The sequence below is a fragment of the Brevundimonas diminuta genome (genome assembly GCF_050310045.1).
In the GTDB taxonomy this organism is placed as follows: domain Bacteria; phylum Pseudomonadota; class Alphaproteobacteria; order Caulobacterales; family Caulobacteraceae; genus Brevundimonas; species Brevundimonas diminuta_F.
Window position 1 is genome coordinate 2,101,595 of sequence record NZ_CP190005.1, and the last position, 23,642, is coordinate 2,125,236.

Consider the following 23,642-nt stretch of genomic DNA (forward strand, 5'->3'; position numbering starts at 1 on the left):
GTCGCTCTTCATCATGATGCGGCCCGGCTGCTCCCCGATTGGAGCGGCGATCTCAACGGCGGTCCACGCATCGTCCGTAATGGACATCGCGCCTCGGGACGAACCCGGTGCGAGAAGGGCGCGCTTATGCGGCCGCGCCCCTCCAGAGTCAAGCCGACAGCCTCAGGCCGGGCGGGCGTTTCAGCCTGCGGGCGGCGCCTCCGGCGTCCAGACGTAACCCTCGCCGCGACGCTCAATCTTGCCCAGTCCCGGGAAGGGGAAGTGGACGCCATAGTAACGCAGCCCGCCCTGCGCGCCCTGATCCAGCAGGGTCCGGCGCGTCGCGGCGCCTGCCGCGCGGTCATTGTCCCAGACCAGGGCCAGATCCGGCCGCGGAACAGAGATGACCGAACTGTGCAGGGCGTCGCCCAGATACAGCAGGCGCTGCTGGCCCGAGGCGATCTCATAGCCTGAATGGCCCGGCGTATGCCCCTTCAGCGGCACGGCGCGGATCGAGGGCGAGACCTGTGCGCCCGGCTGGAAGACCTCGACGCGCGGCGTGATGGCCTGAACCAGCGCGGCCTCATCGCCCTTGGCGCCCTTGGCGGCGTCCCACTCGGGCGCGCTCATGCGAATGACCGCCTTGGGGAAGGTCAGGGCGCCGCTGGCGTTCACCAGACCGCCCACATGGTCCCCGTGGGCGTGGGAGATCAGGATATCCGTCACCTGATCCGGCTCTACCCCGGCGGCGCGCAGCGAGGCGACCAGCAGGTTCTGCGTGCCCATCTGTCCGCCCGCGCCTGCGTCGATCAGCACCACCCGATCACCGTCGCGCACCAGCAGCGGCTGAACCGGCAGGTGGACCGCATCCGTCGGCGCCCCGGCCGTCGTCAGCAGGGAGACGATGTCCTCGGCCTTGGCCCCGGCCTCGACCCACGGGCTCTGCGCCACCGGCACGACGATCTCGCCGTCGCGCAGGGCCGCCAGCTTCAGATCGCCGACGGTGAAGGGATACACGTCCGGCGAGGTCGCGGCGGCGGCGGTCGCCGCCTGCCCCTGCTCGCCTGCCTTGGGCTGCTGCTGGGGCTGCTGCTGGCAGGCGCCCGCGCCGATCAGAAGGCTGAGGACCAGCCCCGAGGCAGCCAGTTTCAGATAGGGAGTCATCATCGTCTCCTGCGGGCGCGGCCCGGAAAGAAAAAACGCCCCGCCGTTTCCGACGGGGCGTCTGCTGCATCAGCCCTTGGCGGCTTCGTACAGTTCGTTGACCTTGTTCCAGTTCACCACGGTCCAGAAGGCCTTGAGGTAGTCGACCCGGCGGTTCTGGTACTTGAGGTAATAGGCGTGTTCCCACACGTCGGCGGCCAGCAGGACAGCGCCCTTCTCAGGCGCGTCGTCCATCAGCGGGTTGTCCTGGTTCGGGGTCGAGACGACCTTCAGCTTGCCGCCCTGCAGGATCAGCCAGGCCCAGCCCGAGCCGAACTGACCGGCGCCGGCGGCGTCGAAGTCGGCCTTGAACTTGTCCATGCCGCCCAGTTCGGCGTCGATCTTGGCGGCCAGTTCAGCCGAGGGCTCGCCGCCCGTGCCGACCGGGGCCAGCAGTTCCCAGAACAGGCTGTGGTTCCACACGCCGCCGCCGTTGTTGCGGATCGACTTGGGCAGCTTCGACATTTCGGCGAACAGCTCTTCCATCGACTTGCCCTGCGCGGCGGGCGTGGCGTCGACGAACTTGTTCAGGTTGTCGACATAGGTCTGATGGTGCTTGTCGTGGTGGAAGGTCATCGTCTCCTTGTCGATGGCCGGCTCCAGCGCGTCATAGGCGTAGGGCAGCGGGGGCAGGGTGAAGGCCATGGGAGACTCCTTGTTACGGCGTTTGATTCCTCTGGACCCTATCTAGGGCCGCGCGCGCCATACCCAAGCCTTGAAAGACGCCTTTGTTCAGTTTTTGCCGTTTTCCGGTGAATCGGAACCGAAACGACGTCCATCCGTTGCTTTTGCTTGGCCTGAACGGCGGGGAGGTCGTGATGCCTGAACGAAGCCGACCGCCGCGGATGACCGACGCCGAGGTCGAGGTTCTGCGCCTTCGCCTGCTGGAGATCGTTCCCCGGTTGGAGCGTCGCCATATGCTTGAACTCGCCGACGCCCTGCATGACGCCGCCCGCGAGCGGCGCTGGAACGACGGTCACGTGGATTTCCGCATCTGAAATCAGACACAGGCGCCACACCTCTCCCTCCCCGTCCCGGGGAGGGTGGCTGAGGCCGTCAGGCCGAAGCCGGGTGGGGGCGGCAAGGCTATTCCAAGCGCCGAGGGCCCATCACCAAGCCCTCCCCACCCGGTCGCTACGCGACCACCCTCCCCGGGACGGGGAGGGAGAGGCGTGAAGCCTAGCCCGCGTGCAGTTCCTGTTTCACCCGTTCGGCCAGCGTCTTGATATCCAGCGGCTTGGGTAGGAAGGACACCCCGACCTCATCCTGCAACAGGTCCGAGAAGTCGCTTTCGGCATAGCCCGAGATGAACATGACCGGCGCATCGCCCAGGAAGGGCCGCGCCTTCCTGAGCAGGGACGGCCCGTCCAGCCCCGGCATGATGACGTCCGAGATCAGCATGTCGATCTGGCCTGCCCATTCCTCGGCCAGGATCAGGGCCTCCTCGCCGTCGGCGGCCTCGATCACCTCATAGCCGCGCTGGCGCAACAGTCGGGCGGCGATGCCGCGCACGGCCGCCTCGTCCTCTACGAACAGGATGCGGCCCGCGCCCGACAGATCGCGCGGCGCCTTGACCACCTTTTCAACCACGGGGGCCTCGACCAGTTCCTCGGCCGAGGCGGCGGGCAGGAAGATGCGGAAGGCGGCGCCCGCGTTTTCCAGATTGGCCACAGCGATATGACCGCCCGCCTGCTGGGCGATGCCGTAGACGGTGGCCAGACCCATGCCCGTCCCCTCGTTCACCGCCTTGGTGGTGAAGAAGGGCTCGAAAATCTTGTCCAGCAGGGCCGTCGGCACGCCGGGTCCGGTGTCCGACACCTCGATCAGGGCGACCTCGTCCGTCGCCTCATGCCAGCCCATGTCGCGCGCTTCAGCCCCCGTCAGGCGGCGGGTCTTGATGGTGACGACGCCCGCGCCCGGCTCGACCACGCCGCGCATGGCGTCGCGGGCGTTAACGGCCAGGTTCATCACCGCCGTCTCCAGCTGGCTCTTGTCGGCCAGCACCAGAGGCAGGTCGCGGCCGTAGTCGGTCTCCAGCCGCACGTCCTCGCGCAGCAGACGACGCAGCAGCACGGCGAACTCGCCCACCAGTTCGCCCAGATCCAGCCGTTCGCGCCGCACCGTCGACTTGCGCGAGAAGGCCAAGAGCTTCCGCACCAGATCGGCGGCGCGGATGGCCGTCTGGCGAATCTCGTTCAGCCCCTCATAGGAGGGGTCGCCGACCGGATGGCGCTCCAACAGGCCGCTCAGTTGCAGCTGGATCGCCGTCAGCAGGTTGTTGAAGTCGTGCGCCACCCCCCCCGCCAGCTGGCCCACGGCCTGCATCTTCTGGGCCTGCGACAGTTGCAGCTCCATCGACTTCTGCGCCGCCACGTCGAACAGCCAGACGCGGCGCCGATCGCCTTCGGGCGCGACATAGAGGTGCAGCTGGCGGTCCGGGTGGGCGCGGGCGATCAGCTCGATCGGGCCGGACGATCCGGCCTCCAGCTTGGCGCGGGCCTCATCCACGCCCGCCGGATCGAACAGATGGCCGAAGGCCGCATCGCCCGAGGCCGCAGGGCCGGTCAGCAGGGCCAGCGCCGCATTCGGCTCCTCGACCCGGCCCGCGAACAGGTCCTCGCCGCTGATGACGGCCGAGCCGAAGGGCGCGCCCGCGGCCATGGCGCGCGCCTCGCCCGTCGGAGCAGCGGGCTGGGGCGCAGCGGGCGCGGTCGGGGCCAGCGGCAGAACGGCGTCCGGCGCGGCGCGGACCAGGAAACGCCCCTGCCCCGCCTGACCGATCAGCACCTCGATCTCACGCGCGCCGATCTGGACGATGGCGCGGCCCTGATGGCCGCCGCGCGCCTGGGCGAAGGCCATGTAAAGCGCCTGAGCCGACTTGCCGCCGCCCTTTCCCGCACGGGGAAGCGAGGTGACGGTTCCGTTTTCCTCGGCCCAGGCGGCGTTATAGGCCAGCACCTGCCCCGACGGCTGAACCAGTGCGGCGGGCTCGGCCATGGCGTCCAGCATCTCGACCGCCGTGTCGCCTGAAGGCGGACGCCGCTCTGACCGACCGAACGCCGCCAGCCAGATCAGCGCCGTTCCCCCGGCCGCAAAGATCAGGATCAGCCCCGGCGCCGTGAAGGCGCTGGCGCGAAACGCCGGATAGGCGATGGCCGCGATCGCCAGAGCAAAACCGACCGCCATCACGACCAGCCACGGGTCGAAACGCGGACGGCGGGCGGCGGGGGCCTTTTGCGGCGGCGGCGGCCGGTCTTGCGTCAGACGCTGCATCGGGCGCCCGGGCGGTCGGGGAATGGTCATGGAATCTCGCCCGCACGAATCAGGGTTCGTCAGCATACCGAAGCTCTTTCATGCGCCCTAACGCGCAGGTGACGCGACGCCTCTCCCTCCCCGTCCCGGGGAGGGTGGCTGAGGCCGTCAGGCCGAAGCCGGGTGGGGGCGGCAAGGCTGTTCAGGCGCCGAGGCCAGGATCGCCCGGCCCTCCCCACCCGGTCGCCGCTTCGCGTCGACCACCCTCCCCGGGATGGGGAGGGAGAGGTGCTGCGCCTGGCTTTCCTCACCGCCGCTTCCTCTGCTGCATGACGAAGCCGATGACCTTGGCGGCCGCCTCGAAATGTTCGCGCGGGATGATGTCGTCCACCTCGACCGCCGCATAGAGGGCGCGGGCCAGCGGCACATTCTCGACGATGGGCACGTCGTGTTCCTTCGCCACCTCGCGGATGCGCAGGGCCAGCGCATCGACGCCCTTGGCCACGCAGACCGGCGCGCCGTCGCCCTGATCCGGCTCATAGCGCAGGGCGACCGAATAGTGGGTCGGGTTGGTGATGATGACCGTGGCGTCCGGCACCGCCTGCATCATCCGCTGGCGGCCGCGCTGCATACGGATCTGGCGCAGCTTGGCCTTTACGTGCGGGTCGCCTTCGGACTGTTTGAAGTCTTCCTTCAGCTCTTCCTTGGTCATCCGCATCCGCTTGGCGAAGCGCATCCGCTGCCACAGATAGTCGCCCCCCGCCGTCAGCCCCAGAAAGACCAGCGCCGACATCATCAGGGCCAGCGCCAGATCGCGCGCAAACGGCAGGATGGAGGCCGGGCTCATGGCGGCCAGATTCTCAAGCTCGCGCGCGTGCGGCTTCAACACCCAGAAACAGACGCAGCCGATGGCGACCAGCTTGATGAAGGTCTTCAGGAACTGCGCCACGCCGTCCGGACCGAAGATGCGTTTGAAGCCCTCCAGCGGGTTCACCTTGGACCATTTCGGCTTGATCTTCTCGGTGGTGAAGATGAGGCCCGACTGAGCCAGATTTCCCCCGACCCCGCCCAGAACGACTGCGAACATCAGGGCCGCCAGAAACGGCGCCGCGGCCCAGACCGCCTGCATGCCGATCTCGACGCCCGCCCCCGCCTGCAACCCGCCGATCATGGCGTGCGGCTGGGCCAGAAAAGGCGTCAGCCCCTCGGCGATCCGGGTCGAGAACCAGCCGCCGCCCGCCAGCAGCACTCCCGCCGCCCCGGCCAGAGACAGCGCCGCCGCCACGTCCGGCGACTTGGCGACATCGCCCTTCTTGCGCGCATCCTCAAGTTTTCGCGGGGTGGCGTCTTCTGTTTTCGACTCGGGATCGGGACCGTCAGCCAACGGCGCCTCCCGTGAAGAAGGCCGCCACCGAACGGTAGCGGTCGATGAAGACCGTCCCCAGCACGCCCAGGCTCAGGGTGAAGACCGACAGGCCCAGAATGACGCTGAGCGGCGCGGCGGCGAAATAGACCTGGAAGCTGGGCATGACCCGCGCCACCAGCCCCGAAGCCAGGTTGAAGATCAGGGCGAACACCAGCACCGGCGCCGCCAACTGCACCCCCAGCATGAAGCTCTGGCTCAGGGTCTTCACCGCCATGGTCGTGAAGTCCGACACGATCAGCGGCCTGGCCGGGGCGATGGCCTCATACGACCCGACCATGCCGCCGATGAACAGGTGATGGGTGTTGGTCGCGAACACCAGCGTCACCCCCAGCAGCATCAGAAAGGCCGACAGCGTCGTGCCCGGTTGGGCCTGCATCGGGTTGGCGGTCTGGGAAAAGCCCAGCGTCGTCTGCATGGAGACGATCTCGCCCGCCGTGGTCATGGCGGTCATGAAGCTGCGCAGAATGGCGCCGATGGCCAGCCCGGTCAGCACCTCGCGGATCACCCAGCCGACGGTGGCGCCCAAGGTCGCCGGAAGGGCGGGCAGGCTGCTTCCCACGATCGGCCACAACGCCAGCGACAGCACCAGCGCCAGCGACAGACGCACCCTTGGCGGCACATAGGATTCGCCGAAGCCGGGCAACAGCATCAGGATCGCCCCGACGCGCGCGAAGATCAGCCCCCCGGCCCAGACCTGTTCCGCCGTGGCGTAAGGCTCCATCCCCTGCCCCGTTTTCCCGCCCTACATGCCCGCGATACGGGCGGCGATCTCACGCATGAAGCCGCCCAGCAGCGCGCCCATCAGCGGCAGGAACAACAGCAGCGATACAAAGACGGCGACGATCTTGGGCGCATAGACCAGGGTCTGTTCCTGAATCTGCGTCAGGGCCTGAAACAGGCCGATGGCCACCCCGACCACCAGCGCCACGATCAGGGCCGGCAGGCACAGCTGGATCGTCAACCACAGGGCGTCGCGCCCCACATCCAGAACTTCCGCGCCGTTCATCGCCGCTCTCCGACCCCCCGAAAACAGATGCGGGACACTGGGCAGAAAATGCCGACAGGATGGTTAATGAGACGTTAGGACGATGATATCTGATGCAGGCCTTGCATCTGACACACTGAAATTCTTACAAATTATCCCGCAGCCAGCCCGCAGCCCTGGCCACCATGCCGCCGCGGTGGACCTTGGGGGCGTCGGCGGCGGTGATCTGGCGGGACATCAGTTTGCGGGCGGAGACCGCCTCGCGCGGGCCATAGGCGGCGCGGAGCAGGACGCCGGCGGCGGAGCAGAAGGCCGGGCCGGCGGCGGCGTCGGCCAGGTGGGGGGCGCGTTGCGGGCGGCCCAGGCGCACCGGGCGGTCGAAGACGCGCACGGCCAGTTCACGCACACCGTTCAACTGGCTGGCGCCGCCGGTCAGGACAAGGCCTGCGCCGGGTTCGAGGCCCATGCCGGCGTGTTTCAGGCGGTCGCGCAGCAGTTCCAGCGTCTCTTCCACGCGCGGGGCGATGACGGTCTTGAGCATGGCGCGCGGGACGATGACAGGACCGGCTGAGGCGTCTTCGCCGCGCGGCGGGGCCTCCAGCATTTCGCGGTCTTCGTTGGCGCTGGCCATGGCTGAGCCGTGCAGGGTCTTCAGCCGCTCGGCGCCGACGCGCGAGGTCGACAGGCCGCGCGCGATGTCGGCGGTCACATGGTCGCCGCCGACGTTCAGGCTTTCGATGTGCAGCAGGGAGCGACCGCCCCAGACCGCCGCCGAGGTCGAGCCGCCGCCCATGTCGATGCACAGGGCGCCCAGCTCCATCTCATCCTCTTCCAGCGCGGCGAGGGAGGAGACGACGGGCGCAGCGGCGACGCCCTGAAGGTCCAGATGGGCCAGTTCAAGGCAGTGGCTGAGGGCGTTGAACGACCCTTCGGACATGGAGACGACCAGCAGGTCCAGCCCCAGCGAGCCGCCGCGCATCGAGCGCGGATCGTGGACGCCGCGCGCGCCGTCGACCGACCATGCAATCGGCAGGACGTGGATCGGGCGTCGGTTGGGCAGGCGGATCTGGGCCAGGGCCATGCCGATGGCGCGGGCCAGGTCAGAGTCGCTGATGGGGTGTGAGCCGAGCGAGACGCGCGCCTGCACCCGGTGACTGGCCATCTGGCCGATGGCCGTGGTGACGACGACGCCGGAGACAGGAGCGCCCGCCGCGCGCTCGGCGCGTTCGACGGCGTGGCCGATGGCCTGGGCCGTCTCGTCCATGTTGACGATGGCCCCGCCCTTGACGCCGCGCGACTGGACGTGGCCGGCGCCGGCCACGCGGATGGTGCGGTCGGCGTGGCGCACGCCGTCGGGCTTCATGATGAAGCAGGCGACCTTGGCCTGGCCGAGATCGAGCGCGGCCACGACCGGCGCGCGCGGCGCGCCCCTGCCCTGTTCCGGCTTGATGTCTCGGCTGCGTCCAACCATGGGGTCGTGTCCTTAAGGGTCAGAAAGTCAAACAGCGCCTTCGGAAGGGCGAACAGCCACTTCTTCCGGCGTGCGAAGGTCGATGCGGGCGAAGCCCAGGTCCAGCAGGCGTTCGCGCTGGTCCAGGGCGTCGAGGCGGATAAGGGCGGATTCCTGATCCACGGCAGGCAGCTGGATCAAGGCGCCGTCCTTGAGGCGCAGGTCCCAGCGGCGCTCGTCCACGCGGACAAGGGCGTCGATCTTGGCCATCAGGCGCGGGCGCTGGGCCAGCAGGGGCAGGACGTCAGAGGCGGCCTGATCGGCGCCCTTGCCGACCACCAGCGGCAGCCGGGGGTATCTGCCCGCGTCGGCGCCGGAAATGACCAGCCCCTGCGCGTCGATGACGTGGGCCTTGCCGCCCACCTGCCAGACGGCGAGACGGTCGTGTTCCTTGACGTCCACGATCAGGGTGTCGGGCAGCAGGCGCACCACGCGCGCCTCCTTGACCCAGCCGACCGACTGCACCCGGTCGCGCACGGCGGCCAGATCGAGGCTGACGATGGGCTGGTCGGCATGGACGCCGACAGCGGCGCGCACGGCGGCGGCGGCCTCGGGCGAGGCGCCGGTAACGTGGACCTGACGCACCTTCAGACCCATGCCGGTCGTCACGGCGTCAAAGCGTTCGGTGACAGCGTTAGAGATGCGCTCGGCCCGCGCGCCGGTGGCCAGCACGGCCGCCAGTATGCCGACGCCGACCACCAGGGTCGCCGCCACGACGCGCGGCGACATGTCCAGACGGCCGATCTCGGCCGCGCGGCCGGACGGAGCGCCGCGCTTGCCCGAAGACTGTCGCCGACCGCCGCGCACTACCGCGGGCATGAGGCGTCCTCCACCATCCAGCGAACCAGGTCGCGATAATCCATACCGACAAAGGCCGCCTGCTCGGGGACGAGCGAGGTCGGGGTCATGCCGGGCTGGGTGTTCACCTCCAACAGAACGAGAACGTCGTTAACATCGTCATAACGGAAGTCCGCGCGGGAGACGCCTCGGCACCCCATGGCCGCGTGGGCCAGTTCTGACTGACTTAAAGCCTTGTCAAAAACGTGCGAGGGCAGTTCGGCGGGCAGGACGTGGCGCGATCCACCGGGCGCGTATTTGGCCTCGTAGTCGTAGAAACCCTTGGTCGGGGTGATGTCGGTGATGGTCAGGGCGCGCGGGCCGGTCGCCTCGCCGATCACGCTGACCGCCAGTTCCTTGCCCGGGATGAAGGGCTCGACCATGACCTGATCGCCATAGGTCCAGTCGTCGGCGCCGACCTCGGCGACCGGGCGGTTGGCGCCCTCGCGCACCAGGAAGACGCCGACAGAGGAGCCTTCGGCGTTCGGCTTGACCACATAGGGCGGGTCGATGACGTGGCGGCTGGCGACTTCGTGTCGGTCGAACAGGCCGCCGCTGGGGACGATGACGCCCGCCGCGCGCAGAACGGCCTTTGACTTATCCTTGTCCATCGCCAGGGCCGACGCCAGGACGCCGGAGTGGGTGTAGGGAATCTTCAGCGTTTCAAGGACGCCCTGAACGCAGCCGTCCTCGCCCCATTTGCCATGCAGGGCGTTGAAGACGACATCGGGCTTCAGCGCCGTCAGCACCTGGGCCAGATCACGTCCGGCGTCGACGCGCGTGACCTTGGCCGCCTGCCCCTCAAGCGCGTCCGCGCAGCCGCGTCCAGAGGACAGCGAGACCTCACGTTCCGAAGATAGGCCGCCCATCAGGACAGCGACATGGAGGGTGTTCAGGGGCGCACGCATGACCACATCCGAAGGCTAGCCCGTCCCTATGCCCCGAATACGGTTAACCGGTTGGAAACGATAAGGGGGCGTGGAAGGAAATTCGTCACCATCTTCCTTCTCCCCTTGAGGGAGAAGGTGGCTTGCGGAGCAAGACGGATGAGGGGTGCGAGGATACAGGCGAGCGGCGGGCGAGCGGGGAACGTCGCGTCGACACCCCTCATCCGGCCCTGACGGGCCACCTTCTCCCTCAAGGGGAGAAGGGTTAGGGGCGCCCGATCCGGCGGATCTCCCAGTTCAGCTGCACGCCTGTCTTTTCCAGCACATCGGCGCGGACGGCTTCGCCCAGGCCCTCGATGTCGGCAGCCGTGGCCTCGCCGGGGTTGATCATGAAGTTGGAGTGGAGCTCGCTGAACTTGGCGCCGCCGCCGGTAACGGCGTGCAGCTTGCCGCGCCAGCCCGCATCATCGACCAGCTTCCAAGAGGAATGGCCGTCCGGGTTCTTGAAGGTCGAGCCGCCGGTCTTCTCACGGATCGGCTGGGTCTTCTCGCGACGCTCGGTGATCTCGCTGATGCGGGCGGCGACGGCCTCGGGCGCGTCAGGCGTGCCGCGCCAGGTCGCCTCGATCCAGATGATGTCGGCCGGGGCGCTGGAGTGGCGATAGGTATAGCCGAAATCGGCCAGGGCCAGTTCGACCCGCTCGCCCCTGCGGTTCAGGCCCCAGGCGGACACCAGCACGTCCTTGGTCTCAGAACCGTAGCAACCCGCGTTCATCGTCAGAGCGCCGCCGATCGAGCCGGGAATGCCCGCATAGAACTCCAGCCCGGCGATGCCCGCCTTGGCCGAGGCGCGCGCCACCATGCTGTCCAGCGCGCCTGCGCCCGCCGTGACAGTGACGCCGTCGGTCGTGACCTGGCCCCAGACGCGGCCCGCCAGACGGATCACCACCCCCTCGACCCCGCCGTCGCGCACGATCAGGTTGGAGCCGACGCCGATCACCGTCACCGGCACGTCCTCGGGCAGGGCCTTGAGGAAGTCGGCCAGATCGTCGACGTCCGCCGGAATGAACAGGGCGTCCGCCGCCCCGCCCACGCGGAACCAAGTATAGGGCCCCAGCGGCTCGTTCAGCAGCAGCTTGCCGCGCACGGCGGGGAGATTGTCAGTCCAGGCCATCCAGTAATCCGCTCATCCCGGCGGACGCCGGGACCCAGTGCTTTGGCTGCATCCAGCCGTTTGACGTTCAATCCGATGTAGGGCGGCAAGGCTTCGTCGTGAAGCTCTCACTGGATCCCAGCGTCCGCCGGGATGAGCGGGAGCATGAGATTCAGCCCAGCGCCTCCAGCTGCGCCGGCAGGGCGTAGGCCCAGCTGGTGATGTCGCCCGCACCCAGCAGGACGACCAGATCGCCCGGCTTCGCCTCTTCGCGGATGACGCGCGGCAGGGCGGCGGCGTTCTCCAGCGCCGCGACGTGGCGGTGGCCGTAGCGGCGGACGCCCTCGACCAGGGCGTGCTTGTCGACGCCCTCGATCGGCTGTTCCCCCGCCGGATAGACATCGGCGACCAGAACGCTGTCCGCGTCCGAGAAACAGGTCGAGAAGTCCTGCATCAGATCACGCAGCCGGGTGTAGCGGTGCGGCTGGACCACGGCGATGACGCGGCCGGGATTGTCGGCGTTGTGGACCACCTGACGGGCGGCCTTCAGCACGGCGGCGATCTCGACCGGGTGGTGGCCATAGTCGTCGATGACCCGCACCCCGTGGGCCACGCCCGTGGTGGTGAAGCGGCGCTTGACCCCGCCGAACCCGGCCAAACCGGCGCGGATGGCGTCATCGTCCACGCCGATCTCGCGCGCCACGGCGATGGCGGCCAGGGCGTTGGAGACGTTGTGCCAGCCCGCCATCGGCAGATGCAGGTTCTCGATGCGCGCAGGCTCTTCCAGAGCATCCAGGCCCTGCCCCTGGATCACCACGTCGAAGCGCGAGCCGTCCGGGTCCATCCGCACATTGTCGGCGCGGACCATGGCCTGGGGGTTGAGGCCATAGGTGACCAGACGGCGGTTATCGATCTGGGCCGCCAGCTTCTGCACCTCGGGGTGATCCAGACAGACCACGCCGAAGCCGTAGAAGGGAATGTCCTTGATGAAGTCGCAGAAGGCCTTCTTCACCGCGTCGAAGTCGCCGTAGTGGTCCAGGTGCTCCGGGTCGATGTTGGTGATGATCGCCACCGTGCATTTCAGGCGCAGGAAGGAGCCGTCGCTCTCGTCCGCCTCGACCACCATCCAGTCGCCGCCGCCGACCTTGGCGTTGGTGCCATAGGCGTTGATGATGCCGCCGTTGACCACCGTCGGATCCAGCGACCCGGCGTCCAGCAGGGCCGCAACCATCGACGTCGTCGTCGTCTTGCCGTGGGTGCCGCCGACGCCGATCGAGAACTGCAGGCGCATCAGCTCGGCCAGCATCTCCGCCCGGCGGACCAGGGGAATGCGTCGCTCGCGCGCCACGACCAGTTCGGGGTTCGCCGCCTTGACCGCCGTGGAATAGACCACGGCCGAGACGCCCTCGGTCACATGGGCGGCGTCATGGCCGATGTAGATGCGGGCGCCCAGCTTTTCGAGCCGCTCGGTATTGGCGCTGACCTTGGCGTCCGAACCCTGCACCTGATAGCCGATCTTCAGCATGATCTCGGCGATGCCGCTCATGCCGATGCCGCCGATGCCGACGAAGTGGACAGGCCCGAGGGCGAACGGAACGGGGCGAAGACGACGGATCATCCCGGCCTCATAGCCTCACCGGAGCGCACTGCGAAGACAGGGGAACGATTCCAGCGTCATTTCACGGAAAAGAGACCGCCGGCATCGGGGACCAAAAAGCAGCGGGAGGCGTTGGCTCAAGTTCACAGACGGCCGTACAGGAGCAACAAGTGACTAAGAAGACCGACGTGAAGGATCACCTGGGACAGGGTGGCGAACTGCAACAACAGGCGACGACGCCTGAAGCGCGTCTGACCACTAATCACGGAACGCCCATCAGCGACAATCAGAACTCGCTGAAGGGCGGAACGCGTGGTCCCACCCTGCTTGAAGACTTCATTCTACGTGAAAAAATCCAGCATTTCGATCATGAGCGCATCCCCGAACGCATCGTTCATGCAAGAGGATCGGCCGCTCACGGCGTGTTTGAACTGACCGAGAGTCTGGAGAAATACACCACCGCCAAGGTGCTGACCGAGGTCGGCGCTCAGACCGAGGTCTTCGCCCGCTTCTCGACCGTTGCGGGCGGCGCAGGATCGATAGATACGCCGCGCGACGTCCGCGGCTTCGCTGTGAAATTCTATACCAAGGAAGGGAACTGGGATCTCGTCGGCAACAATGTTCCTGTGTTCTTCATCCAGGACGCCATCAAATTTCCCGACCTCGTCCACTCGGTAAAGATGGAGGCCGACCGCGGGTACCCGCAGGCGGCGTCGGCCCATGACACCTTCTGGGACTTCATCAGCCTCATGCCCGAGAGCACCCATACGCTCATGTGGGCCATGTCCGATCGCGCCATCCCGCGATCGCTGCGCATGATGGAAGGCTTCGGCGTCAACACCTTCCGGCTGGTCAACGCCAAGGGCGAAGCGCATTTCGTCAAATTCCACTGGCGCCCCGTACTGGGCACGCAGGCCACCTGCTGGGACGAGGCGGTGAAAATCGCCGGAGCCGATCCCGACTTCCATCGCCGCGACCTGTTCGACGCCATCGACCAGGGCGATTTCCCCGCCTGGGACTTCGCCGTCCAGATTCTGACCCAGGATGAGGCCGACGCCCTCCCGTTCGACATTCTGGACGCCACCAAGCTGATCCCGGAGGAAATCCACCCGCTGAAGGTGATCGGGCGGATGACGCTGAACCGCAACCCGGACAACTTCTTCGCGGAAACCGAGCAGGCGGCCTTCCTGCCCACCAATATCGTGCCGGGCATAGACTTCTCGGACGATCCCCTGCTGCAGGGCAGGCTGTTCTCCTATCAGGACACCCAGCTGTCGCGGCTGGGCACGGTCAACTTCCATCAGATACCAATCAATCGCGCCAAGGGCTGCCCCTTCCAGAACTTCCAGCGCGACGGCCATATGCAGACGGCGGTTCCGGCAGGCCGGGCCAACTATGAGCCCAACAGTCTGGCCGAGGCCGGAGAGGAAGCCGGGCCGCGCGCAGACGCCAAAGGCGGCTTCACCAGCTTCCGCGAACCGGTCGAAGGCGAAAAGGTCAGGCTGCGCGCTGAAACCTTCGCCGACCACTACAGCCAGGCGCGCATGTTCTTCCGCAGTCTGGAGGCGCCGGAACAGGCCCACCTGGCCTCGGCCATCGTCTTTGAATTGTCGAAGGTGTCGCTGGAACATGTCCGGCTGCGCATGATGGGCAATCTGCGCAATGTGGACGACGACCTGGCCAAACGAGTCGCCGACGGCCTGGGCATGGCGCTTCCCAAGAAGAACGCCGCTGCGGTCGAACCGATCGACCTCGCCCCCTCTCCGGCGCTGCGCCTGATCGGCAAATATCCGCCCAACCTCAAGGGGCGCAAGGTCGGCATACTGGTCACCGACGGAGCCGACGGCAGTGTGGTCAAGGCCGTTCAGGAAGCCTCCAAAGCAGCGGGGGCGGCGGTTGAGATCATCTCGCCCAAGATCGCCGGAGCCAAGCTGAAGGATGGCTCGATGCTGGAGGCGGACCACCAACTGGCGGGCGCACCGTCCGTGCTGTTCGACGCCGTGGCTCTGGTACTGTCGGATGACGGTTGCAAGGCGCTGCTCACCGACGGTGCAGCAATCGACTTCGCCAAGGACGCCTTCGGCCATCTGAAGGCCATCGGCCATACACCCGAGGCGCAGCCCTTGCTCGACAAGGCCGGCGTCGAGGCGGACGTAGGCGTGGTCGACCTGTCACAAGGCGCCAAGGGCTTCATCGCACCCGCCGCCACCCGCCAATGGGATCGCGAACCTAAAGTCCGCACCCTGGCATAGATGCGCGCCCACTAGGGCAGTGACAGGGTCCGGGCGGCTTGTCCGGACCCTGTCATTTCTACGCGCTACGCCACAGTTGGTTCAGGGCCGTAATGTCGCCGCTGCACAGCAGGGGCATGGCCTCGCCCAGACAGGCGTCGTCCCAGTCCCACCACTTCATCTCCAGCAGCATGGCGATGCTGTCGTCATCGAACCGCTTGCGGATGACCTTGGCCGGATTGCCGCCGACGATGGCGTAGGCCTCGACATCGCGCGTCACCAGCGCCCGCGTGCCGATCACGGCGCCGTCGCCGATCTTCACGCCCGGCATGATGATAGCCTCGCTGCCGATCCAGACATCGTTGCCGATGACCGTGTCGCCCGCCGGTTGGAAGGCGTCGACCGCCCCGGCAAAATGCGGAACCTCGGGCATGTAGAAGAAGGGAAACGAGCTGGCCCAGTCGTTCCGGTGCCCCTGATTGCCCGCCATGATGAAGGCGGCACCGCTGCCGATCGAGCAGAAGTCGCCGATGATCAGTCGGTCCACGCCCGGCTCGGTCATCAGATAGCGGGCGCAGTCGTCAAAGCCGTGGCCGTGATACCAGCCGGAATAATAGCTGTAGCGCCCGACGATGATGTTGGGATTGGTCACCAGATCGGACAGCAGTCGGCCCTTGAAGGGGCTTTCGAAAACCTGAGTCATGGAAATCTCTATGTGCGCGGCCGCACCCGGTCAGCGCCTAGCGGCCTTGGAATTTTACTGAAGGCTATGAAGCGCGCAGCCGTCATGCGCCGGGCGAAACCGGATCGCACAGGGTGCGCCGCTCGGGGGCGTCAGGCCCGCACGGACGCTATCAGAAGGGTCTGACCGCCATTTCCATGCGCGGATTATGGGCCCTGCCCCGCCCCCGCGCAATCAACACAATCGCCACGGCGTGAATCTTGGTTACTCCGCCTTAACCGTAAGGATTCACCATAAGCGCCTAATCCGTCTGGGGGCCGCTTTTCCATGTCCGAGTTGAAGACCGACGTCATCCTGCGTGGCGACTGCATCGAGGTGCTGAAGGGCCTGCCGGACAAGTCGGTGGATATGGTCTTCGCCGACCCGCCCTATAACCTGCAACTGGGCGGCGACCTGCTGCGTCCGGACAACTCCAAGGTCGACGCGGTCGACGACGACTGGGACAAGTTCGACAGCTTCGCCGCCTATGACGCCTTCACCCGCGCCTGGCTGGGCGAGTGCCGCCGCGTGCTGAAGGACGAAGGCTCGCTGTGGGTCATCGGCAGCTATCACAACATCTTCCGCCTGGGCGCGGCGATGCAGGACCTGGGCTTCTGGGTGCTGAACGACATCATCTGGCGCAAGTCGAACCCGATGCCGAACTTCAAGGGCACGCGCTTCACCAACGCCCATGAGACGCTGATCTGGGCCGCCAAGTCGCGCGATCAGAAGCGCTACACCTTCAACTACGACGCGCTGAAGGCCTTCAATGAAGACACCCAGATGCGCTCGGACTGGACGCTGGCCCTGTGCACCGGCCACGAGCGGCTGAAGGACGAGGACGGGAACAAGGCCCACCCGACCCAGAAGCCCGAGGCCCTGCTGCACCGGGTGCTGCTGTCGGCCAGCCGCGTCGGCGACGTGGTGCTGGACCCCTTCTTCGGCACCGGCACGACGGGGGCGGCGGCCAGGCGTCTGGGCCGTCATTTCATCGGCATCGAGCGTGACGAGACCTACGCCAAGCTGGCCGAACAGCGCATCAAGGCGGTCATCCCCGCCGCGCCGGAAGACCTGGTCGTCACCGGCTCCAAGAAGGCCGAGCCCAAGGTGCCGTTCGGCGCCCTGGTCGAGGCCGGGCTGCTGGCGCCGGGCGACAAGCTGTACTGTCCCAAGGGCGAGCGCGAGGCGCGGGTGCGGGCTGATGGTTCGCTGGTGTCCGGCGCTCTGACCGGCTCGATCCACAAGCTGGGCGCCCTGCTGGAGAACGCCCCGGCGTGCAACGGCTGGACCTACTGGCGCTTCAAGACGGACACGGGCCTGCGCCCCATCGACGCCCTGCGCGCCGAAATCCGCGCCGGGATGCAGTAAGAGTCATCAGGCCCTAAATTATCAGGCGAGGGCGCGTTCCAGCGCCTTTCTGAACACCGTCGGCAGGGCCTTCGCCGCCTCTGCCGACGGCGTCCAGACGAAGTCGCCGCCCTGCCCCGCCGCCCGATGCACCTCCAGCGTCAGGCTGAAATGGGTGAAGACGTGCTCGACCGATCCGGACGCGCGCCAGTCCGCAGCCATCGGCGGCGCGGCATCCGGCGCCGCGCTCCAGTCCGAGGTCGGCAGCCCCATCATCCCGCCCAGCAGCCCCTTGTCCGGCCGCCGCACCAGAGCGACGCGCCCCGCGCCGTCGGTCAGCACCCAGGCATGGCCGCGCCGATGCGGCCGCTCAGCCTTCTTCGTCTTCAACGGATAGCGTTCGGGCGCGCCGGTCTTCAGCCCCTCGCAACCGAACGTCAGCGGGCACTGGCCGCACAGCGGCGACTTGGGCCGACAGACGCCGGAGCCCAGATCCATCAGGGCCTGCGCCCAGTCCCCCGGCCGGTGATCGTCGACGAACAGGGCCGCCAGACGCCGCAGTTCCGGCCGCGCGGCGGGTAAGGGCGCCTCAACCGCGAACAGGCGGCTCATCACCCGCTCGACATTGCCGTCGACAACGTTGGCGGGCCGGTCGAAAGCGATGGCGGCCACGGCGGCGGCGGTATAGGCGCCCACCCCCGGCAGGGCCAGCAACTCGGCCTCGGTCTGCGGAAAGACGCCGCCATGATCGGCCGCCACGGCGCGGGCGCAGGCCAGCAGATTACGCGCCCGGGCGTAGTATCCCAGCCCTGCCCACGCGGCCATCAGGTCATCATCGGGCGACGCCGCCAGATCGTTCACGGTCGGCCAGCGCGTAGTGAACCGCTCGAAATAGGGGGCGGCGTGCGGCACGGTCGTCTGCTGCAGCATCACCTCGGACAGCCAGACGCGATAGGGATCGGTCCTGACGCTCGCCCCCGGCGGCGCGCGCCACGGCAGGCTGCGCGCATGGGCGTCATACCAGTCGAGCAGGGCGGCGCGGAGAGAGGGGACGTCGGGCATGGATCAGGCTATATAGACGAAATGCGCCGCACCCTGCCTACCGAAGCTGAAGCGCGTCAGATTCTGGCGCAGAGGCGCACGCGCCCGGCCCTGCGCCCGCCGCCGCCTGCGGGTCGTTCGCTGGCGCCGCTGATCAGGAAGCTGGACGCCCAGTTCGGGCGCGGCGCCTCGGCGCTGGAGCCGCGCTGGGTCGAGATCGTGGGCGAGCGGCTGGCCCGCGTCACCCGTCCCCAGAAGCTGACCAAAGGACGCGGCAATGCAGGCGGAACGCTGGAGCTGCGCGTCGCCGGGCCCGCCGCCCTGCTGGTCCAGCATCAGTCGGCCGACATCATCGAGCGCGTGAACCTGTTTCTGGGCGCCGGGTCGGTCGAGAAACTGCGCATTGCTCAAGGTCCGGTGAAGCCCCTGCCCGCCTCGGGCGCCAAGCCGCGGCCGCGCGGCCGCGCGGTCCTGCCGCCCCTGCCCGCCGCAACGGAAGCGGCGCTGAACGCTTCGGTCGAGGCGGCGCCGGAGGGGCTGAAGGCGGCGCTGAACAAGCTGGGCCGCGCCGTGCTGTCGCAGCCGCCGCGCGATGAGGGACGTTGACAAATCTTCGACATCAGCGTTCTCGACATTCAAGACGATTTCGCCTGCGCGCACGAATCGCGCGACGTTTCTGAATCTCATTTCTGACAAGGACCATCCGATGGCCCCGACCTTCAAATACGCCGCCATGAGCCGCCGCGCAGCCCTGTCCGCCGCCGCCCTGGCCTCGATGGCCGTGCTGGCCGGTTGCTCGGGCGGCAAGGCGGGCGGCGCCGCCGAGGGCGACATGGCGATGGGCGCCGATGAAGGCGCCAAGGTCACTGTCGTCGAATACGCCTCGGTCACCTGCGGCCACTGCGCTGTCTGGAACGAAGAGGTCGGGCCTGAATTCAAGGCCAAGTACGTCGACAACAAGAAGGTCCGCTTCGTCTTCCGCGAGTTCCCGACCCCGCCGCAGGACATCGCCGTCGCGGGCTTCCTGATCGCGCGCTGCGCCGGACCGGACAAGTATTTCGACGTCGTGGCCGACATCATGGCCAGCCAGAAGGAATGGATGGCGGGCGTCCAGCCGCGCACCACCCTGTTCCGCGCCGGTCAGGCCGCGGGCCTCAGCGAGCAGCAGATCAACGACTGCATCCGCGACAAGGCCGCCATCGACGCGATGGAGAAGCGCATTCAGGCCGGCATCAGCGCCGGCGTGACGGGCACCCCCTATTTCATGGTCAACGGCGTCAAGGTCGCTGACAGCTCCCTGTCCGGCCTGTCCGAGGCCATCGACGCCGAACTGGCCAAGTAAGATGACGGGACGCCGCCTGATCCTGACGGCCGCATTGGGCGCGGCCATGCTGACGGGCGGCGTCGCCCAGGCGCGCGAGGCCGCGCCCGCTCCGGTTCCCGCCGTCACGGCGTCGGACCGCGTGCTGGGCCGGGCCGATGCGCCGGTGACGGTGATCGAATACGCCTCCTTCACCTGCAACCACTGCGCCGCCTGGACCAAGGACGTCCTGCCGCAGTTCAAGGCCCGCTATATCGACACGGGCAAGGTGCGGCTGGTGTTCCGCGACATGCCGACGCCCCCGGCCCAGATCGCCGCCGTCGCCGCCGGGATCGGCCGCTGCGCCGCGCCCGGCCGCTTCTTCGACGTGGCCCACAGCCTGATGAGCGGTCAGGCCGCCGCCTTTGAAAAGGGCGACGGAACCGACTGGTTCGCCGCCGCCATCGCCGTCAGCGGCCGCACTCAGGAACAGATCGAAACCTGTCTGAAAGACCCGGCGACCACCCGCGCCCTTCAGGCGGAGGTCGACGGCGCCGTGGCGGCGGGGGTGACGGGCACGCCGTCCTTCTTCGTCAACGGCAAGCGGGTGGCCGATCCCTCGCTGGCGTCTCTGTCAGCGGCCATCGATCCGCTGATCCGGACGCGCTGATCGGGACGCGATGCAGTTCCAGCGCCTCCGGCTCGTCGGCTTCAAATCCTTCGTCGACCCGGCCGAAGTGCAGATCGAGGCCGGACTGACCGGCATTGTCGGGCCGAACGGCTGCGGCAAGTCGAACGTGCTGGAAAGCCTGCGCTGGGTCATGGGCGCCAACTCGGCCAAGGCCATGCGCGGCCAGGGCATGGAGGACGTGATCTTCGCCGGCGCCGCGGGCCGTCCGCCCCGCAACCACGCCGAAGTCCAGCTGACCATCGACAACGCCCAGAAGCGCGCGCCCCAGCCCTTTACCGACAGCCCCATGCTGGAGGTCTCGCGCCGGATCGAGCGCGGGCGCGGCTCGACCTATCGCATCAACGGCAAGGAGGTGCGGGCGCGCGACGTGCAACTGCTGTTCGCCGACGCCTCGACCGGCGCCAACAGCCCGGCTCTGGTGCGTCAGGGCCAGATCAGCGAACTGATCGCCGCCAAGCCCCAGAACCGCCGCCGCATCCTTGAAGAGGCGGGGGGCGTGGCGGGCCTGCACACCCGGCGCCATGAGGCGGAGCTGCGGCTACGGGCGGCGGAGACAAACCTCGACCGGCTGGACGACATCGGCAAGGAGCTGGAGTCGACGCTGAACAAGCTGAAGCGCGAAGCGCGGCAGGCGGAGAAGTACAAGAAGATCTCGGCCGAGATCCGCGCGCTTCAGGCGGCTTTGCTCTACGTCCGCTGGACGGATGCGAAAGCAGCGGCCGAAACGGCGGCGGCTGAACTGCGCGAGGCCGACCGGCTGGTGGCCGAAACGACCACGGCGGCGGCGGCGGCCCAGACGGCGGCCCTGAACGCTCAGGAGGGCCTGAAGCCTGCGCGTGAAGAAGACGCGGTCGCCACCGCCCTGCTGAACCGCGCCATCATCGAGCGCGACCGGCTGGACATGGCCGAACAGGCCGCCCGCGCCGAGGTCGACCGCCTGAAGGCCGAGGTCGCCCGCATCGAGGCCGACCGCGCGCGCGAAGACGGCATGGCCGCCGACGCCGGGCGCGAACTGGAGCGGCTGGACCGTGAGCTTGAGAAGCTGAAGGCCGAGATCGCCGCCGCCCCCGAGCGCGGCCCTGAACTGGAACGCGCCCTGCTGGAGGCGGAGGACGCGCGCAAGGCCGCCGACGCCGAGGTCGAACGACTGGCCGGGACGCTGGCCGCCGTCGAGGCCCGCGCCAACGCCGAGAGCGCGAGAAAGCGCGACGCCGAGGCCCGGCTGGCGCGCGTGAAGGGTCAGCACGAACAGGCCCGGCGCGAACGCGAGGCCCTCGGCCCGCTGGAGACGCCCGAGATCGAGACGGCGCGCACGGCGCTGGAAACCGCTCAGACCGAACTGACCGCCGCGCGCGAGGCCGTCGAGGCCGCCGAGGCCAAACGCAGCGACATCGCCCGCGCCGAGCAGGAGGCGCGCACCGCCGCCCGCGCCGCCGAGGACCGGCTGGGCCGCCTGCAGACCGAGGCGCGCGGGCTGGCGCAACTGCTGGTCACGGGCAAGCGCGAGCACCCTCCGGCGCTGGACAAGGTGTCGGCGGCCAAGGGCTATGAGGCCGCGCTGGCGGCGGCGCTGGGCGATGATCTGGACGCCGCGCTGGACGCCCGCGCCCCGGCGCACTGGGCAGGCGCAGACGCGACGCCGCCGGACTGGCCGCAAGGCGTCGAGCCCCTGTCGGCCCATGTGACGGCGCCGGATCAGCTGGCGGCGCGTCTGGCCTTCTGCGGCGTGGCCCCGCGTGAGCGGATCGCCGAACTGGCCCGCGCCCTGCCGCGCGGCGCGCGTCTGACGACGGTCGAGGGCGACCTCTATCGCTGGGACGGCTTCGTCAGCCGCGCCGAAGCGCCGCGCCCCGCCGCCGTGCGTCTGGCCCAGCGCACCCGCCTGTCGGAACTGGAAGCAGAGATCGACCTCGGCAAGCCCGCGCTGGAGACGGCGCAAAGCGCGCTGAAGGCGGCGGGCGAAGCCTTCCGCGCCGCCGAGGAAGCGGTGAAGGCCGCGCGCCTTCGTCCCTTTATGCTGGACAAGCAGGTCGTCTCGGCCCGCGACCGGCTGGAATCCCTGATGCGCGATCAGGCCCGCAAGGAAGCCCGCGCCCAGTCGCTGGACGAGACCGTCGCCCGTCTGGACGGCGAGGTGCAGGAGGCCGAGGCCGCCTTCGCCGAAGCCAGTTCGGTGGAGTCGTCCTCCGACGTCGTCGTCGGCCTGCGGCAGGAACTGACCGAGGCGCGCGGCGGGGCCGAACGCGCCCGGCTGGCGGCGCAGGCCGCCCGCTCGACCCGCGACGAAGAAGCCCGCGATCGCGCCATGCGCGAGCAAAGGCTGGGCAGCCTGTCCCGCGCCCGCGAGGGCTGGGTCACGCGATCCGGCGACAGCGCCGCCCGCCTCAAGACGCTGGAGCGCGATGCGGAGAAGGCGCAACTCGCCCTGACCAAGGCCGAGGCCGCGCCCGCCGGTTTCGCCGAGCAGCGCAACGCCCTGATGGACTCACTGGCCGAGGCCGAGAAGCGCAAGCAGGCCGCGACCGACGCCGTCGCCGTCGCCGAGGCGGGCGCGCAGGAGGCTGACCGCACCGCCCGCGCCGCCGAGACCGCCGCCTCTCAGGCCCGCGAGAGCCGGGCCGGCCTGTCCGCTCGCGCCGAAGCCGCCGCCGAAAAGCTGGCCGAAAGCGCCGCCAACATCCGCGAGACGGCGCAGATGTCACCCGAGGAGCTGGGCCGGAAGCTGACCGACGACGCCATCGCCCGCCCGCCGGACGCGGCAGGCGCCGAGAGCCTGCTGTACGGACTTGAGCGCGAGCGCGAGGCGCTGGGCGCCGTCAACCTGCGCGCCGAGGAAGAGGCGGCCGAATACGGCGACCGACTCAGCGCCATGAAGACCGAGCGCATCGACCTGACGCAGGCGATCGCCAAGCTGCGCGACGGCATCGACGAACTGAACGCCGAGGGGCGCGAACGGCTGATCGCCGCCTTCGACGTCATCAACACCAACTTCAAGACCCTGTTCGAGGCCCTGTTCGGCGGCGGTCAGGCCGAACTGAAGCTGGTCGAGAGCGACGACCCGCTGGAGGCGGGGCTGGAGATCTACGCCTGCCCGCCCGGCAAGCGGCTGTCGGTGATGAGCCTGATGAGCGGCGGCGAGCAGGCCCTGACGGCGGCGGCGCTGATCTTCGGCGTCTTCCTGGCCAATCCCGCGCCGGTCTGCGTGCTGGATGAGGTCGACGCGCCGCTGGACGACGCCAACGTCGACCGCTTCTGCCGGATGCTGCACGAGATGCGCAGCCGCACCGACACCCGCTTCATCGTCATCACCCACAACCCGGTGACCATGAGCCGGATGGACCGCCTGTATGGCGTCACCATGCCCGAGCGCGGCATGAGCCAACTGGTCAGCGTCGACCTGCAACAGGCTGAAGAGATCGTGACGGCATAAGACGTGCCGCCTCTCCTCCCCATTTCATGGGGAGGTGGATCGGGCGCGCAAG

The 23,642-nt window shown here is 68.4% G+C and carries 20 protein-coding genes; 7 read left to right on the forward strand and 13 right to left on the reverse strand.

Going from position 1 to position 23,642, the window contains the following annotated elements:
- Positions 1–180 precede the first annotated feature (180 nt).
- A complete protein-coding gene (locus ACORJG_RS10195) occupies positions 181–1,146 on the reverse strand; it encodes an MBL fold metallo-hydrolase (RefSeq protein ID WP_427788923.1) in 966 nt (321 codons plus the stop codon).
- Between the two features lie 66 nt (positions 1,147–1,212).
- Positions 1,213–1,827, reverse strand: a complete 615-nt coding sequence (locus tag ACORJG_RS10200; RefSeq protein ID WP_346531137.1) for a superoxide dismutase — start codon at positions 1,825–1,827, stop codon at positions 1,213–1,215.
- 200 nt (positions 1,828–2,027) lie between these two features.
- Between ACORJG_RS10200 and ACORJG_RS10205 the strand changes: the two genes are divergently transcribed.
- Positions 2,028–2,180 carry a hypothetical protein gene (locus ACORJG_RS10205; RefSeq protein WP_427788924.1) on the forward strand — a complete coding sequence of 51 codons (153 nt, stop codon included), beginning with the start codon at positions 2,028–2,030 and terminating at the stop codon, positions 2,178–2,180.
- Positions 2,181–2,361: 181 nt separating this feature from the next.
- On the opposite strand, the gene cckA is transcribed toward ACORJG_RS10205, so the two are convergent.
- The 9 genes from cckA to murC all read right to left on the reverse strand — a co-directional run bounded on the left by cckA (position 2,362) and on the right by murC (position 12,850).
- Positions 2,362–4,455 (reverse strand): cell cycle histidine kinase CckA, encoded by a 2,094-nt coding sequence (cckA, locus tag ACORJG_RS10210; protein WP_427793013.1) that lies wholly within the window; start codon positions 4,453–4,455, stop codon positions 2,362–2,364.
- Between the two features lie 286 nt (positions 4,456–4,741).
- On the reverse strand, positions 4,742–5,818 hold the full coding sequence (gene flhB, locus ACORJG_RS10215; RefSeq protein ID WP_427788925.1) for a flagellar biosynthesis protein FlhB: 1,077 nt from the start codon (positions 5,816–5,818) through the stop codon (positions 4,742–4,744).
- On the reverse strand, positions 5,811–6,581 hold the full coding sequence (gene fliR / locus ACORJG_RS10220; protein WP_427788926.1) for a flagellar biosynthetic protein FliR: 771 nt from the start codon (positions 6,579–6,581) through the stop codon (positions 5,811–5,813). The genes flhB and fliR overlap by 8 nt, the downstream gene beginning before the upstream one ends.
- 21 nt (positions 6,582–6,602) lie before the next feature.
- A complete protein-coding gene (gene fliQ / locus ACORJG_RS10225) occupies positions 6,603–6,866 on the reverse strand; it encodes a flagellar biosynthesis protein FliQ (protein WP_291778108.1) in 264 nt (87 codons plus the stop codon).
- A 124-nt stretch (positions 6,867–6,990) separates the two neighbouring features.
- Positions 6,991–8,316: a cell division protein FtsA gene (gene ftsA, locus ACORJG_RS10230; RefSeq protein ID WP_427788927.1), complete on the reverse strand. Its 1,326-nt coding sequence runs from the start codon at positions 8,314–8,316 to the stop codon at positions 6,991–6,993.
- Positions 8,317–8,343: 27 nt separating this feature from the next.
- The gene (locus tag ACORJG_RS10235) at positions 8,344–9,174 is read right to left on the reverse strand and encodes a cell division protein FtsQ/DivIB (RefSeq protein ID WP_427788928.1); all 831 of its coding nucleotides are present in this window, start codon (positions 9,172–9,174) and stop codon (positions 8,344–8,346) included.
- The gene (locus ACORJG_RS10240) at positions 9,162–10,100 is read right to left on the reverse strand and encodes a D-alanine--D-alanine ligase (RefSeq protein WP_427788929.1); all 939 of its coding nucleotides are present in this window, start codon (positions 10,098–10,100) and stop codon (positions 9,162–9,164) included. The genes ACORJG_RS10235 and ACORJG_RS10240 overlap by 13 nt, the downstream gene beginning before the upstream one ends.
- A 244-nt stretch (positions 10,101–10,344) precedes the next feature.
- Positions 10,345–11,253, reverse strand: a complete 909-nt coding sequence (gene murB / locus ACORJG_RS10245; protein ID WP_427788930.1) for a UDP-N-acetylmuramate dehydrogenase — start codon at positions 11,251–11,253, stop codon at positions 10,345–10,347.
- A 151-nt stretch (positions 11,254–11,404) separates the two neighbouring features.
- The gene (murC, locus tag ACORJG_RS10250; protein WP_427788931.1) at positions 11,405–12,850 is read right to left on the reverse strand and encodes a UDP-N-acetylmuramate--L-alanine ligase; all 1,446 of its coding nucleotides are present in this window, start codon (positions 12,848–12,850) and stop codon (positions 11,405–11,407) included.
- A gap of 149 nt (positions 12,851–12,999) precedes the next feature.
- Here murC and ACORJG_RS10255 point away from each other — a divergent pair, with 149 nt between their 5' ends.
- Positions 13,000–15,081, forward strand: coding sequence for a catalase (locus tag ACORJG_RS10255; RefSeq protein ID WP_427788932.1), 2,082 nt, complete (start codon positions 13,000–13,002; stop codon positions 15,079–15,081).
- Positions 15,082–15,139: 58 nt separating this feature from the next.
- Here the strand turns inward: ACORJG_RS10255 and catB are convergent, their stop codons facing one another.
- Positions 15,140–15,763 carry a type B chloramphenicol O-acetyltransferase gene (gene catB / locus ACORJG_RS10260; protein WP_427788933.1) on the reverse strand — a complete coding sequence of 208 codons (624 nt, stop codon included), beginning with the start codon at positions 15,761–15,763 and terminating at the stop codon, positions 15,140–15,142.
- 306 nt (positions 15,764–16,069) lie between these two features.
- Between catB and ACORJG_RS10265 the strand changes: the two genes are divergently transcribed.
- Positions 16,070–17,149, forward strand: coding sequence for a site-specific DNA-methyltransferase (locus tag ACORJG_RS10265; RefSeq protein WP_427788934.1), 1,080 nt, complete (start codon positions 16,070–16,072; stop codon positions 17,147–17,149).
- Between the two features lie 21 nt (positions 17,150–17,170).
- On the opposite strand, the gene mutY is transcribed toward ACORJG_RS10265, so the two are convergent.
- Positions 17,171–18,190: an A/G-specific adenine glycosylase gene (mutY, locus tag ACORJG_RS10270; protein ID WP_427788935.1), complete on the reverse strand. Its 1,020-nt coding sequence runs from the start codon at positions 18,188–18,190 to the stop codon at positions 17,171–17,173.
- A gap of 21 nt (positions 18,191–18,211) precedes the next feature.
- On the opposite strand from mutY, the gene ACORJG_RS10275 reads away from it, so the two are divergent.
- The 4 genes from ACORJG_RS10275 (at position 18,212) to smc (ending at position 23,590) form a co-directional block, all read left to right on the forward strand.
- A complete protein-coding gene (locus ACORJG_RS10275; RefSeq protein WP_427788936.1) occupies positions 18,212–18,775 on the forward strand; it encodes a DUF721 domain-containing protein in 564 nt (187 codons plus the stop codon).
- Between the two features lie 100 nt (positions 18,776–18,875).
- Positions 18,876–19,511 (forward strand): thioredoxin domain-containing protein, encoded by a 636-nt coding sequence (locus ACORJG_RS10280; RefSeq protein ID WP_427788937.1) that lies wholly within the window; start codon positions 18,876–18,878, stop codon positions 19,509–19,511.
- Between the two features lies 1 nt (position 19,512).
- Positions 19,513–20,139 carry a DsbA family protein gene (locus ACORJG_RS10285; protein WP_427788938.1) on the forward strand — a complete coding sequence of 209 codons (627 nt, stop codon included), beginning with the start codon at positions 19,513–19,515 and terminating at the stop codon, positions 20,137–20,139.
- 10 nt (positions 20,140–20,149) lie between these two features.
- The gene (smc, locus tag ACORJG_RS10290; protein WP_427788939.1) at positions 20,150–23,590 is read left to right on the forward strand and encodes a chromosome segregation protein SMC; all 3,441 of its coding nucleotides are present in this window, start codon (positions 20,150–20,152) and stop codon (positions 23,588–23,590) included.
- Positions 23,591–23,642: the final 52 nt, after the last annotated feature.

Coding starts and splice junctions, on each gene's coding strand:
- ACORJG_RS10195 (WP_427788923.1), bottom strand. CDS start 1,146: ATGATGACTCCCTATCTGAAACTGGCTGCCTCGGGGCTGGTCCTCAGC.
- ACORJG_RS10200 (WP_346531137.1), bottom strand. CDS start 1,827: ATGGCCTTCACCCTGCCCCCGCTGCCCTACGCCTATGACGCGCTGGAG.
- ACORJG_RS10205 (WP_427788924.1), top strand. CDS start 2,028: ATGACCGACGCCGAGGTCGAGGTTCTGCGCCTTCGCCTGCTGGAGATC.
- cckA (WP_427793013.1), bottom strand. CDS start 4,455: ATGCAGCGTCTGACGCAAGACCGGCCGCCGCCGCCGCAAAAGGCCCCC.
- fliR (WP_427788926.1), bottom strand. CDS start 6,581: ATGGAGCCTTACGCCACGGCGGAACAGGTCTGGGCCGGGGGGCTGATC.
- fliQ (WP_291778108.1), bottom strand. CDS start 6,866: ATGAACGGCGCGGAAGTTCTGGATGTGGGGCGCGACGCCCTGTGGTTG.
- ftsA (WP_427788927.1), bottom strand. CDS start 8,316: ATGGTTGGACGCAGCCGAGACATCAAGCCGGAACAGGGCAGGGGCGCG.
- ACORJG_RS10235 (WP_427788928.1), bottom strand. CDS start 9,174: ATGCCCGCGGTAGTGCGCGGCGGTCGGCGACAGTCTTCGGGCAAGCGC.
- ACORJG_RS10240 (WP_427788929.1), bottom strand. CDS start 10,100: ATGCGTGCGCCCCTGAACACCCTCCATGTCGCTGTCCTGATGGGCGGC.
- murB (WP_427788930.1), bottom strand. CDS start 11,253: ATGGCCTGGACTGACAATCTCCCCGCCGTGCGCGGCAAGCTGCTGCTG.
- murC (WP_427788931.1), bottom strand. CDS start 12,850: ATGATCCGTCGTCTTCGCCCCGTTCCGTTCGCCCTCGGGCCTGTCCAC.
- catB (WP_427788933.1), bottom strand. CDS start 15,763: ATGACTCAGGTTTTCGAAAGCCCCTTCAAGGGCCGACTGCTGTCCGAT.
- ACORJG_RS10265 (WP_427788934.1), top strand. CDS start 16,070: ATGTCCGAGTTGAAGACCGACGTCATCCTGCGTGGCGACTGCATCGAG.
- mutY (WP_427788935.1), bottom strand. CDS start 18,190: ATGCCCGACGTCCCCTCTCTCCGCGCCGCCCTGCTCGACTGGTATGAC.
- ACORJG_RS10275 (WP_427788936.1), top strand. CDS start 18,212: ATGCGCCGCACCCTGCCTACCGAAGCTGAAGCGCGTCAGATTCTGGCG.
- ACORJG_RS10280 (WP_427788937.1), top strand. CDS start 18,876: ATGGCCCCGACCTTCAAATACGCCGCCATGAGCCGCCGCGCAGCCCTG.
- ACORJG_RS10285 (WP_427788938.1), top strand. CDS start 19,513: ATGACGGGACGCCGCCTGATCCTGACGGCCGCATTGGGCGCGGCCATG.
- smc (WP_427788939.1), top strand. CDS start 20,150: ATGCAGTTCCAGCGCCTCCGGCTCGTCGGCTTCAAATCCTTCGTCGAC.